Source organism: Allochromatium humboldtianum, from assembly GCF_013385175.1.
Lineage (GTDB): Bacteria > Pseudomonadota > Gammaproteobacteria > Chromatiales > Chromatiaceae > Thermochromatium > Thermochromatium humboldtianum.
The window spans coordinates 81,659-94,172 of sequence record NZ_JABZEO010000004.1; the positions used below are offsets into that span (position 1 = coordinate 81,659).

Annotated in this window: 8 protein-coding genes; 5 read left to right on the forward strand and 3 right to left on the reverse strand. The window is 64.1% G+C overall.

Annotated elements, in window-relative coordinates; genetic code table 11:
• Positions 1-32 precede the first annotated feature (32 nt).
• Positions 33-851 (forward strand): phosphodiester glycosidase family protein, encoded by an 819-nt coding sequence (locus tag HW932_RS07155; protein ID WP_176975809.1) that lies wholly within the window; start codon positions 33-35, stop codon positions 849-851.
• Entirely contained in the window at positions 851-1,645 is a 795-nt protein-coding gene (locus HW932_RS07160) for a nuclease-related domain-containing protein (protein WP_176975810.1), read from the forward strand. The genes HW932_RS07155 and HW932_RS07160 overlap by 1 nt, the downstream gene beginning before the upstream one ends.
• Here the strand turns inward: HW932_RS07160 and HW932_RS07165 are convergent.
• Positions 1,636-2,034: a cobalamin biosynthesis protein gene (locus tag HW932_RS07165; protein WP_176975811.1), complete on the reverse strand. Its 399-nt coding sequence runs from the start codon at positions 2,032-2,034 to the stop codon at positions 1,636-1,638. The two genes, HW932_RS07160 and HW932_RS07165, sit on opposite strands and share 10 nt — an antisense overlap.
• Before the next feature lie 161 nt (positions 2,035-2,195).
• Between HW932_RS07165 and HW932_RS07170 the strand changes: the two genes are divergently transcribed.
• From HW932_RS07170 to HW932_RS07180, 3 genes are read left to right on the forward strand one after another with little or no spacing between them, the layout of a single operon-like run.
• Positions 2,196-3,536: a hemolysin family protein gene (locus tag HW932_RS07170; RefSeq protein ID WP_176975812.1), complete on the forward strand. Its 1,341-nt coding sequence runs from the start codon at positions 2,196-2,198 to the stop codon at positions 3,534-3,536.
• Positions 3,529-4,851, forward strand: coding sequence for a hemolysin family protein (locus HW932_RS07175; RefSeq protein ID WP_176975813.1), 1,323 nt, complete (start codon positions 3,529-3,531; stop codon positions 4,849-4,851). Before HW932_RS07170 ends, HW932_RS07175 begins: the two co-directional genes overlap by 8 nt.
• Before the next feature lie 15 nt (positions 4,852-4,866).
• Positions 4,867-6,192, forward strand: coding sequence for a cobyrinic acid a,c-diamide synthase CobB (locus tag HW932_RS07180; protein ID WP_176975814.1), 1,326 nt, complete (start codon positions 4,867-4,869; stop codon positions 6,190-6,192).
• A gap of 174 nt (positions 6,193-6,366) precedes the next feature.
• Here HW932_RS07180 and HW932_RS07185 read toward each other — a convergent pair whose 3' ends face one another.
• Together HW932_RS07185 and HW932_RS07190 are read right to left on the reverse strand one after the other, a co-directional pair.
• Positions 6,367-10,986 (reverse strand): AAA domain-containing protein, encoded by a 4,620-nt coding sequence (locus tag HW932_RS07185; protein ID WP_176975815.1) that lies wholly within the window; start codon positions 10,984-10,986, stop codon positions 6,367-6,369.
• Between the two features lie 131 nt (positions 10,987-11,117).
• Positions 11,118-12,281 (reverse strand): Fic family protein, encoded by a 1,164-nt coding sequence (locus HW932_RS07190; protein WP_246296710.1) that lies wholly within the window; start codon positions 12,279-12,281, stop codon positions 11,118-11,120.
• Between the last annotated feature and the right edge of the window lie 233 nt (positions 12,282-12,514).

A 12,514-nucleotide genomic window follows, 5' to 3' on the forward strand; every position in this document is an offset into this window, starting at 1 on the left:
CCAACAGTCTTCTGGGATAGGCTCTTTGTTCCATGTCCGCTTCGATCTCCCCCGTCGCTCGCTCTGTCCGGCTCGCTGTCCTCACGCTCTGGCTGGCGTTCTGCTCCGGTCAGGATTACGCGCGCGCCGACTGGCGACCCGTGACGGGGGAACCCTGGCCCGCGTCCGACGCCCCCATCAGCCATCGTGAACGCACCCTGGAGTCGTCGACGGGCCGCACCGTCAGAGCGCATCTGGCGCTGTTCGATTCACGCCGCTATCGGCTCGCCGTGCTCGATCTGGGGCCGGATCTGGCGTCGGCCTCGGACTGGCCGGAGCACACGCGCGCGGCCGGTCTGCTGGCGGCGGTCAATGGCGGCTTCTTCCATGCCGACGGTCAGCCGCTCGGGCTGGTCATCGCCGGGGGCGAGCGGCTCAACCGCTTCGAGACGGTCAAGCTCCTGAGCGGTGTGCTCTATGGCGACGCGCGCGGCATCCATCTGGAGCGGCGCGCACGCTTCCAGTCAAGCCCTGGGATCGACGCCCTGGTGCAGTCCGGCCCCTATCTGGTCGAACAGGGCCGCGCGGTACGCGGACTCTCGACGAAGGATGTCAGCCGCCGCACCTTCATCGCCACCGACTGGCGCCGTCACTGGATTCTGGGCGCCACGCGCGATGGCCTGACGCTCGCCGAACTGGCCGAGGCGCTGGCCACGCCCGGTGCGCTCGCGCCCTGGCCGGTGGAGCGTGCGCTCAATCTCGACGGCGGCACTTCGACCGGGTTCCTGTTCGATCCCGGCGCCGGACAGGAACCGATCCAGCTGCGCGCGCGCCGTCCGGTGCGCAATCTGGTGGGCGTGCGGGCGCGTTGATGACGGCGCTGCTCTGGCTGATCCCGATCGCGCTGGCGGGGCTGGGTCTGGCGCTCTGGCGTCGTGCGCGGGCGATCCAGGGGTACGGTCGCGACGGCGAGCGTCTGGTCGGAGCGGCCCTGGAACGGCTGTTCCCGGCCGTCGTCCATGACGTGATCCTGCCGACCGCGCGCGGCGGTCTGACCCAGATCGATCATATCGCCCTCACACCCAAGGGACTGCTGGTGGTCGAGACCAAGCATTATCGCGGCACGATCCTGGGCAAGCCCGAAGACCGGCACTGGGTGCAGCAGCGCGATCAGGATCGTCGGACGTTCCAGAATCCGTGCCGTCAGAACTACGCGCATGTCAAGGCTGTCGAGGCGCTGGGACTCGACGTGCCGATCCTGGAACGGGTGGTCTTCACGGATTCGGCGCGCTTTCCGCATGGGCTGCCGGAGGGCGTGTCGCAACTGGCGACGCTGGAAACCGATCTGGCGCCCTGGCGTCGCGGCCGGGTGTCGCCCAAGCTGCGCCGTGCCTGGAAGGCGTTGCAGCCGGCGATCAGACAGGATGCCAAAGCCCGTCGCGCCCACCGGCGCGGACTGCGCGCACGGTATGGCTGGGATCGGCGCCGGCTGGCGGCCGGCGTCTGCTTCGCCCTGGCGGCGGTGTCGGCGTTCGGACTCCAGCAGTCGTCCGGCGATCCGGCGCTACTCAGCCGAATGGCCGACCTTGGTTCGAGCGGGTCGACACTCATCGAGCGGCTGATGCGCGTCTGGTCCGAATCCCTGCGATTCGACGCTCAACGCTGAGACCGACGCGCCACGGCCACCGTCACGGCCTTGCCGTCCTCGCCGCGATGGATCTGTTTGGCGACCAGCAAGTCACCACCGCTCGCAGCCAGCCGCGCGGCAGCTTCCGCGACGCTCGGGGCGCCGACTTCGCCGACCACGCGCCCGGAGGGCGTCGGAACCGCGACCCCGGCCAGCACCTCGGCCGGATAGAACCGCAACGGCCAGCCGCGTCGGCGCGCCAGCTCCAGCAAGGCGGGTTCATCGGATTTGCGCGCGTGGCTGGCCAGACAGACCACTACGACCGCACCGAGCGGACTCAGCGCCGTGTCGATGGCCCGCTCCAGACTTGCCGCTGCCACGCCGTGCTGACAGCCCAGGCCGACGGCGACTGCGATGGGTTCGTCCATTGGCTCTGCTTTCACCTCTGTCAGCACGTCGGTTAAACTGCCGCGCCTATGAATCCAACCAATGCATGTCAAACACCGATGGCCTCCGAGGACTCGGACGACCCCGACAGTCCCGACTCGATCCTTGAAGCCCATTTACCGCACGACTGGAGGGGGCGGCGATGACCCTGGCAACGCCACTGATCGTCGTCTTCCTCATCCTCGTCAATGCCCTCTACGTCGCCGCCGAGTTCGCGCTCGTCGGGGCGCGTGCGACCCGCGTCGAACAGCTCGCCCTAGAGGGTAATCGGCTAGCGGCGGCCGTGCTACAGATCCTGCGCGACACACAGCGTCTGGATCACTACATCGCCGCCTGCCAGATCGGCATCACGCTCTCCAGTCTGATCCTGGGCGCCTTCGGTCAGGCGACGATCGGCATCGCGCTCGGCGTCCTGCTGGACACGCACACCGGACTCGAACCGCTGAGCGCCCATGCCCTGGCGGCCACCATCACGCTGGTGTTCCTGACGGCGACGCAGGTCGTGCTGGGCGAGCTCATCCCCAAGACCATCGCGCTGCAATATCCGGTCGGCACGGCGCTCTACACCTACTGGCCGTTGCGCTGGTCGCTGACGCTGTTCGCGCCCTTCATCCGGTTGCTCAACGGCAGTGGTGCGCTGATCCTGAGGCGTCTGGGCGTCAGCGCCGACGCCGGCCACCGCCATATCCATGCCCCCGAGGAGATCGATCTGCTGATCCGCGAGAGTCGTGCCGGTGGGCTACTGGAGGACCGGGAGAGCGAGCGGTTGCGCGAAGCGCTGCAACTCGGACGGCATCGGGTGCGACAGCTCATGGTGCCACGGCGGCGGATCGCCGGTCTGGATCTGAGCGCGCCTCTGGATGCGCTACTGGAACGCCTGGACGCCAGCCCCTACACCCGGCTGCTGGTCCATGAGGGCTCGCTCGACGACCCCATCGGTTATCTGCACGTCAAGGACGTGGCCATCGCCATCGCGGCGGGCGGCCGGCTGGAGGATCTGCGCGCCCTGGTGCGACCGCTCCTGACCCTGCCGAGCCGTCTGACCATCGACCGCGCCCTGGGTCAGATGCGCGAGCGGCGCGCCCGCATCGCGATCCTGGTCGACGAATACGGCGATCTCGAAGGACTGCTGAGCCTGGAGGATATCATCCGCGAGCTGCTCGGCGAGCTGTCGGACGAGTTCAAATCCAATCCGGCCCTGAAACCCGTGCGCCTGTCCGACGTGCGCTGGCGTCTGCCCGGACGTCTGCCGCTCGACGAGTTGATCGATTGGGCCGCCAGCCAGGGTCTGAGTGACTGGGAGCGCGGCGAGGCCGAGACCCTGGCCGGCTGGCTGCTGGAACGGCTCGACGCCATCCCCGAGGGCCGCTGCTCGCTGAAGAGCGACGGCCTGCTGTTCGAGATCGAGCGTCTGGATGGAGCGGCCATCGAATCCGTGCTGATCGACCGGCTCCAGCCGGCGGAGGAGGGCGCGGATGCTTGAGTTCATCTGGATGCTGGCGGTGATCCTGATCCTGGTCGCGCTCAACGGACTGTTCGTGGCCGCCGAGTTCGCCATCATCGGCGCCCCGCGCGCGGTGCTGGCGGCGCGTGCCGAGGGCGGCGACCGGCTGGCGCGGCGTCTCCTGCACACGCTCGACGATCCGGCCCGACTCGACCGCTACGTGGCCACGGCGCAACTGGGCATCACCTTCGCCAGCCTGGGACTGGGCATGTATGGCGAGCACAGTCTGGCGCTGTATTTCGAGCGCTGGCTGACGCTGGCCGGACTGTCATCCGGCGACGCGCTGCTGGCGGCCCATGGTCTGGCTTCGATTCTGGCGATCGCCGCCATCACCTATCTGCATATCGTGCTGGGCGAGATGATCCCCAAGGCGCTGGCGCTCAACGACGCCCTGCGCGTGGCGCTCTGGGTGACGCCGAGTCTGCTGCTGATCGGCCTGCTGCTCTATCCGCTGACGCGCGCACTCAATCTCCTGGGCAACTTTCTGCTGCGCCGGGTCGGGATCGAGCGTGGGCGCGGGGCGCATCATTATCTGGCCCCGAAGGAACTCGAATCCGTGGCGCGCGAGAGTCAGGCCGTGGGGCTGATCAGCGAGGAGAGCGGGCGCATCTTTCGCGAACTCGCCGACTTCAGCGCCATCACCGCCGTCGAGGCCATGGTGCCCCGGGTGCGTGCGCACGGCATCCCGCTCGACGCGAGCGATGCGCGTCTGCGCGAGATCCTGCAACGCCATCGTCACACGCGCTATCCGGTCTATCAGGACGATCTCGACCACATCGTCGGCACCGTGCATATCAAGGATCTGCTGCGTCTGCTGCCCGAGCGGCGCGGACTGCGGCGCGAGGTGGTGCGCGAGACCGCCTATCTGCCTGAGACGGCCACCCTCGATGACGTCCTGATCGCCATCGAGCGCACCCACAATCAGATGATCGTGGTCATGGACGAGCACGGCGGCACGGCCGGCATCCTCACCATCGAGGACATCTGCGCCGAGGCGGTGGGCGACATCGAGGAAGGGGCCGACGACGTTCCGGACGTCGTCCCGGCCGGGCCGGGGCGGTATATCGTCCAGGGCGCGGTGCGGCTCGACACGCTCGGCGACATCACCGGCCAGGTGCTGGAGCATCCTGAGGTGGATACGGTCTCGGGGCTGATCCTCAGCGAGCTGGGGCGTCCGCCCCGCGTCGGGGATCGCGTCCGGTGGTCGGGGCTGGACTTCGATGTCACGGGATTGATCGGGCGCGGCGTGCGTCAGGCGATCGTGACCCGGCGCTCTCAGGGGCTTGATTCTTAGCCTGGATCGATATTCATGTCAGACCCCATCGTTCGTCATTGTCCCGCGCTCTTTCTCACCGCCTGCTCGTCCGGTCAGGGCAAGACCACGGTGGTCGCGGCGCTCGCCCGCCATCATCGCCGGCTCGGGCGGCGGGTGCGGGTGTTCAAGACCGGGCCGGATTTTCTCGATCCGATGATTCTGGCGCGCGCCAGCGGCGCCGAGGTCGGGCCGCTTGATCTCTGGATGGTGGGCGAGGCGCTGTGTCGGCGCAAGCTCTATGAGGCGGCGGGTGAGGCGGATCTGATCCTGGTCGAGGGAGCGATGGGGCTGTTCGACGGCTCGCCCTCGGGCGCGGATCTGGCCGAGACCTTCGGGCTGCCGGTCGCGGCCCTGATCGATGCGCGCGGCATGGGCCAGACCTTCGGCGCGCTGGCGCTTGGGCTGACGAGCTATCGGCCGTCGCTGCGTTTTGCCGGGATCGCGGCCAATCAGGTCGGCAGCGCCCGACATGCCGAGATGGTTGCGGCGGGGCTACCGGAGTCGGTGCGCTATCTGGGGGCGATTCCGCGTCTGAGCGAGGCGGCGTTGCCGAGCCGGCATCTGGGTCTGGTCCAGGCATCCGAGATCGCCGATCTCGACCATCGGCTCGATGCGGCGGCCGATCGGCTCACCGGGCTGGCGCTGGCCGAGCTACCGGAACCCGTGGCCTTCGCGCCGCCGTCTGCGTCCGAATGCGAACCTGAGTCCGAGCCACTACAGCCCTGGCTCGCCGGACGCCGGATCGCCGTCGCGCGCGATGCGGCCTTCTCCTTCCTCTATGCCGACAATCTGCGTCTGCTCGAAGCGCTGGGGGCGGAACTGAGTTTCTTCTCGCCGCTCGCCGACCCGGATGTCAGCGCCGATGCCATCTATCTGCCCGGCGGCTACCCCGAGCTGCATCTCCAGACGCTCGCGGCCAACACGGGCATGAAACGCGCCCTGCGCGCCCATGTCGACGCCGGTCGTCCGCTCTATGCCGAGTGCGGCGGGATGCTCTATCTGCTGGACCATCTGGCCGACAAAACGGGTCAGGGCGCGGATCTGGCCGGACTGCTGCCGGGACGCGGCCGGATGCAGGCGCGTCTGGCCGGACTCGGGATGCAGTCGCTCGACACGCCGTTCGGGCGGCTGCGCGGTCACAGCTTCCATCATTCAACGATGGAGACGCCGGTGGCGCCGGTCGCCTTCAGCCAGCGCCAGCGCGATGGGCAGGCGGGCGAACCCGTCTACCGCCTGGGATCGCTCCAGGCCAGCTATCTGCACCTCTATTTTCCGTCCGCGCCTCGGGCGGCGGCGGCGCTGTTTATCGATCAGGATTGAGGATGGCGGATGACCAAGTATCTCATCGAGGTCTACTGGGGGTGACAAAGATCAAGGCTTCATCGCCATCGTGCCCGATCTTCACAGCTACTCGGCATTCGGCGAGACGGCGACGGAAGTCGTCCGCGAGCTGGAAGACGCTCAAACCGTCCGTCTGGCTCGAAGCCTGCCGCGTCAGAGTGTCAGATGCATAGATTGCTGAGACTCCTGCGGATTTTCGAACCGTTCCGTCTCGACGACAACCTCTTGACTCTCGGTGGCTTCCTTTTCCTTCGACCACTCGGCGCGCAGCGACTGGGCGTGGCGCTTGATTTGCTCGATGTGCGGTGACTTCTCTGACGATTCCTCAAACCGTCTTTCAGTGTCAACGCCCAGTTGCTCGATGCCCAACTGATCGAGCCGGGCGAAGACTGGTTCCATCGCGGCGTCCGGATCGCGAAAAAAGAGGCTGCCGCGGATGCGGACGAAGATCCAGCCGAGTCGTTCGAGAATGGCCTGCCGCTCGAGATCGCGCTGAAGCTGGTCCTGCGTGTGCCAGCGTTCCCCGTCACATTCCACTGCGAGTCGTTTCGTGGTCCCTTCGACGACAAGGTCAATGCGATAAGCCCCGACCGGCCACTGCGTCTTGACGCGGTAGCCACGGGTGACGAGCCGCTCTAGAACCCGTTGCTCAAAAACGGACTCGGTGCGCTGGCCTTGTTCCTCCAACTCGCGCATCAGGGCGCGCGGATCGCGTGCGTGCTCGATGAGTCGGCGTCGCAGATCGCCCGACTTGAGATGGCTTTCCGGATCGATTGAATGGACGACCCAGAGCTGATCGCGTGCGCGGCTTACAGCGACGTTGTAGCGCTTCTTGTAGATGTCTCTCGGACCTGTATCGCGCAGCGGAAGCTTGCCGTCATCCGGCGGGCCATCGACCAGGGAGAGAAAGATGACATCGCGTTCGTCGCCCTGAAACTGCGCGGCATTTCCACATAGCAAACGGTGTTTGGCGAAGACATCGGGTGCCAGCCGTGATCGAAGCAGCTCTTCGATCAGGAGTGCCTGATCGTCGCCCAGCAGTGAAACCACGCCGATGCTGGTCGGTTGACCGGTGTCGTCGTAGGCGAACTCGGCATGCTGGATAAAGGCGACGATGAGCGAGGCGATCTCCTCGGCCTCGACAGGGTTCGTCTTGCCGTTCTTGTCCCGGTAGCCATCGACACGATGGGAGATCAGGGCAGGGCAGATGCGAGCCGATAGAGGTTCACGCAGTGGCCGGATGGCATTTCCGTATGACAGTTGGTTGCTGAACTGGATGATTTCGGGCACGCAGCGAAAATGTTCGCGTAGGGCGAGGACACCGCCGAAGGACATCTCGGCCAGATCGTAGATGGACGTCTGGCCGTCAAAGAGGTGTCTGTGGGGTATGTCCTGTAAATCGGTGTCAATGATCCGTTTGACATCTTCGAACTTCTGACCGACCGCATCTGGTGTGACCTGTTCCTTGTCACCGACGATCACGTACTCACGTCCGAGATAGAGTGCCGCAAGCGCTGTGACGTCGCTCTGACTGGCTTCATCGATGATCACGACGTCGAATCGCGTCTCCCGTGGATCGAAGCTCTCATACACGCGATTCAGGGGCATGATCCAGACGGGGACGGCATGACGGGCCGAGGCGAGGAGCTTCCTGGCTTCGCGCAACAAGGCTGGAGCGCGTCGTCCAGTGCCCTTGCCGATCCGGCGCATGGTCTGTACGTAACCCGTCAGTGCTTGTTGTTCAGGCAAGCCAACCCGCTCGCACTGAGCGGCCCAACTTTCGTGCTCGATGATCTCTGCCGCGAGTTTTCTCAGTTCCTCCTCGGTTCGATCCAACCGGCTCTGGAGATCGGTCAGCGACACCTGTGCCCGGCGATCCAGTTCTTGAGTCAACTGTCTCCAGCGCCAGGCAGCCGCGACCTCGCCAGGTGGACTCGATGACTCATGCGGGGGCTGTCGCTGAGCAATGGCCTGTGCCCAGGCTTGCGCGATCGGTTCCAGTTTCCGGAGATGCGTCAAACGTGTCTCGTAGATCTCGCGCAGACCTTCCAGGCGTGTCAGATCACGGTACGTCGCATCATAGTTGTCTACATTCCATGCATCTTGTGCCCTGAGCAAGGTGGAGGCGGGCTTGCTTTGGGGAAAACCGGCAAGATAGCCGCGCTGCGTCTGGAGTGCGGCCGAGAGTTCAGACTGTCGAATCAGCGCTGCCTGTGCCTCAACGATCTCGGACAAGCCGGACGAACCGGCGCGCCGAATGCGAGCCAGTTCATCCTGATCTCCAGGTAACGGTGCATGGTTTGCCAGCCAGGCATCCCAGCGAAAACCGACCGAGCGAAGCTCATCGATGAGGGGCTCCCAAACGGATTGACGCCAGTCGAGTCGCTTGCGGATCTCCTGCGCATAACCCTGCGCCGTCAACTCGGGTCGATGTCCCAAACTCTCCGCCATTGGCCCGCCAAGCGATTCGACGGTCCGTTGCCATCGCGAAACAAAACGCCTGCGGCTTTCAGCCAATCGTGCCATCGCATACAGAGCGCGAAATTCATCGATGACCTGGGGTACGCGACCATCCACCCGACAGTCTTCGATCAGACGATGCCAGGCACGCCGGGTCAGCTTCGTCTTCAGGCCGAACTCACGTCCAGCTTCGAGGAAGTCCAAGATTTCCTTGAGTATCCGTAACGTCTCATCCGGCGGGTGATCGGCAGGGAGTTCAGGTCCGTGCGCCAGAATGAGCTTCTGAGCCGATCCGGCTTCGTCCGCCAGCATCTCCATGATGTTCAATAGGTCGATCCAGGTCTCGCGCCAGTCGCCGCCCATCCAGCCGGCGAATATGACCTCACGCAACCATCCGGTGGATTCAAAAAGCGTTTCAGCCGATCGCGTCACGCGCTGGTGCAACCTCTGGAGCTGCTCCACACCGGCTCTGGTGGCTGTATCCTTTTCCCAGAGATCGGGGCGGTGGGATCGCGCGCGCGAACCGGCGGCGGTTCGTTCCTGGGCGAGTTGGTGAAAGTCTGCTGTACTCACCAGGCGCTTCAGATCCGGTTGCCGTACAGCCAGTTGAGCCTCGTCCACAGGCGAGACCAGAGTTTGGGAGGCGTAGAGCTGACGGATCTCGGTTTCCGTCAACGGGCACAGGGCGCCGGATGTCAGTGGACCAGGTATCCAACTATCGCGATCCGCGTTGGCTTTGATCTGTTTTGCCGCTTCGATCGGGGCGATGCCCTCGCCGCCGAGGACGATTTCATCCACCTCACTGAACCGTGCGGCCCGTAACTGCCGACGAAGGGATTCGGTTTCCTCCAACAGTTTCCGACGTCTCTGCCTCAGCGCCTTGGCCTTTGCCCGCAGGTCAGCGGCATCCGAGTTCGAGAGCCGATCGACAATCTGCTGCGCGGCCCGCGCGAGTTGTGCCTGACTATCGGCGTCACCTTCCAGGACGCTCAGGGCCAATGCCTGGATGGACTCATCGACTTGCTGCCGCAAGACCCGGAGAGCCTTTGTGGTGTGCGCCGTGACCAGCACACTCTTGCCGTGGGCCAGGAGGTGGCCGAGCAGATTGGCAATCGTATGGGTCTTGCCCGTCCCTGGCGGTCCTTGAACCAAAATGGCTCTGGTTTTCATCAGCCGGTCAGCGATGGCGTATTGCTCACCGTTGGCGGGTTTGCTGAAGAGAATGTCTGGCGCTGGCTCGCTCGGCATAGGGGACGGCGCGAGCGTCTGTCCCGATTGATCCGAGGGAACTTCAGACAGCTCGACACCAACGATACGTGCCAGTCCTTCGGGGATAGCCGTTTCCTCGCGATCCAGATGCTCAACGATGTGATCCAGCGTCGTTGTCAGGCCAGCAATGCGTGAGCGCAAGATGATGACCGGTTCACGCCAAAGACTGGGGCGTGCGATTTTTGCACTCTGAGGTTTCGTGTCGAGGAAATCGCCGTTCAGGAGACCGTGGATGAGTCGCCGAAGAAACCCTGTCGTGCTGTCGCCACCCAACGGATCGACTGGACGCTCGTCGAGTTCTTTCTCGAAATGGCCGATCATGGCCCCATCGAGATCCGGTAGGAGTCTCAGCAGGGCGCGATGCAGTTCGACTTTCTCTGTTTCACTGCTGAAGTGGAATTCCGGCACGGATGGATCGAACGTCAGTGTCACGCGCTGCATTAAGACCGGATGCTGTACTCCATGCTCGGGGACGCTCAGCATGCCTTCGGCCAGAATCAGCTCCAGACGGTCGCCTTCGCGCTGCATCGTCGTCCAGAGCGCGTGGATGCGCTCGAAGATTTGGTAGGCGGCAATCGATGGGCGCTCTGCCGTGACCCATTTGGCACGCTCGGCTTTCCAGACATCCAGTGCCTTCAGACGTTCAGCCTCATGCGAGAAATCAATGGTGACGGTATGCCCTTCGCTAGTCTGAGAATTCCGTGACGGTAGCACCTCCACAGGTGCATCGACGGACTGCCAGCCGGGTATCAGCCAGCTCTCCAGTATTCGCGGGGGTGTCGGACAGGGGGTGAGATGCGGACGCCGAATGCGTATGACAGGCTCCAGTTCGGCGGCTGTTTCGCTTTCTGCATCCTCATCGCGATCACCGCGCCAAATTTGGATGCATGGATGGATCGGCCACTGATCGAGTCGGAGAACATCCAGGCCGGACAGATCACGAGGGACTGGATTCCTGAGTTCGTTGAGTCCCTTAAGAAATTTGAAGGTTTGGGTAAGTCTGTCCCTAGCGGTCTGTTTCTTGACCAAGTGCTCCAAAGTCATTTCGCTTCCTCGTGAGGCAAGAAGTTCATCCGTATCTCAATCCCGCAAGTCTGCCAAACCACGGCCTATTTGCGCAATAAAACACTATGCGTGTCGCCGTCGTGCGACTCACTTTTTTAGCGCATTGTGAATCAGGCAGACGGCTCCGGGAACAAACCCGGCAACCACCGACCGGCCAGATGTGCCGGAAATGCCAGCACCAGTGGGGCACGACTCGTCTGAGCCGTCACGATGCCCGCGTCGATCAGCGCGGAGACGACTCGTCTCGCCTGCCGCTCCCCCGTGCCCACGAGGCCGGGCACCTCGCCGCGCGGCAGGGTGCCGCGATACAGGAGCGAATCGAGCACCAGACCGGCCTTGGGCGGCAAACGACCGAGCTGTATCGCGTCCCGCGCCCAGAGTTGGATGCGTTCGCGCAATCTTTCGGGCTGGATCAGGCCGTCCATGAACTCCACCTGATCGATGCAGAGATCAAGGAAGAACACCGCAAAATCGGCCAGGGCCTCTTCGCTCAGATGTCCCCGGCCATCGAGATCATTGCGTCGCGGCAGGTCACAGGCCGCGAGATGCTGTTTGTAGGTCTCGACATGGCGCGCCAGACCGCGCGCCACGGACCAGAGCGCGCCGCTGTCGAGAGTTTCGACCAGCACTGCATGGGACATCAGGCGGGCGACTCGGCCATTGCCGTCGATGAAGGGATGGATCCATAGCAGACGGTGATGCGCACAGGCCGCGGCCAGGATGGTGTCGGCGCGTCCCAGATTGGTATAGACATGCGTGAAGCGATCCAGGAAGCGGGGCACGGCGCCAGGACTGACCGCGAGATGACGACCGACGCGCACGTCCCGATCACGCCACTGCCCCGGCTCGACCCGGACGCGCGTCTCGCTATCCAGATCCCGAGTCCAAAGCAGCTCCTCCGGCAACTCCATGCAGAACCGGCGGTGGATCTCACGTATTCCCTCGAACGTGAGCGCGCGTTCCCGCAGTCCTCCTTCATCGATCCACTGCTGAACGGCGACATGCGCGCGTGCCTCGCGCTGTAAATCGCGTGTTTCAGGATCGCGGCTGTAATCGGCTCTGAGCGCTCGCTCGATATCGACCGGGTGTGTATTATGACCCTCGATCAGGTTGCTGTAGTAGCAGTTCATGGCACGCACGAGTGTGGCCAGTGGTGAGAGCAGAGTTTCCGGCAAGGCTCGCCGAAGACCGGCGGCTTTTTGGGCGAGTTCAACCGTTCGGTCGAGGATCTCGCCGCGACGCTTGGCACCTTCGCGCAACAGCAGCGGTTCCATCGAGGCCGGGGACTCACCCCTGTCCAGAGTAGAAGCGTCCGCTTTTTTATCCGCTTTATTCATGGATTTTAAGATTTATATATCAATGCCTTGAGTTTTTATTCCAGCATGGATGAGTCCTGTCGTATGTCCGCTTCGATCAGCCTGTCGCTCGCTCTGTCCGACTTGGCATCCTCCGCTCGGGCTGGTCATCGCTAGGGGCGAGCGCTTCAACCGTTTCTAGACGGTCAAAT

Coding starts and splice junctions, on each gene's coding strand:
- HW932_RS07155 (WP_176975809.1), top strand. CDS start 33: ATGTCCGCTTCGATCTCCCCCGTCGCTCGCTCTGTCCGGCTCGCTGTC.
- HW932_RS07160 (WP_176975810.1), top strand. CDS start 851: ATGACGGCGCTGCTCTGGCTGATCCCGATCGCGCTGGCGGGGCTGGGT.
- HW932_RS07165 (WP_176975811.1), bottom strand. CDS start 2,034: ATGGACGAACCCATCGCAGTCGCCGTCGGCCTGGGCTGTCAGCACGGC.
- HW932_RS07170 (WP_176975812.1), top strand. CDS start 2,196: ATGACCCTGGCAACGCCACTGATCGTCGTCTTCCTCATCCTCGTCAAT.
- HW932_RS07175 (WP_176975813.1), top strand. CDS start 3,529: ATGCTTGAGTTCATCTGGATGCTGGCGGTGATCCTGATCCTGGTCGCG.
- HW932_RS07180 (WP_176975814.1), top strand. CDS start 4,867: ATGTCAGACCCCATCGTTCGTCATTGTCCCGCGCTCTTTCTCACCGCC.
- HW932_RS07185 (WP_176975815.1), bottom strand. CDS start 10,986: ATGACTTTGGAGCACTTGGTCAAGAAACAGACCGCTAGGGACAGACTT.
- HW932_RS07190 (WP_246296710.1), bottom strand. CDS start 12,281: ATGGAACCGCTGCTGTTGCGCGAAGGTGCCAAGCGTCGCGGCGAGATC.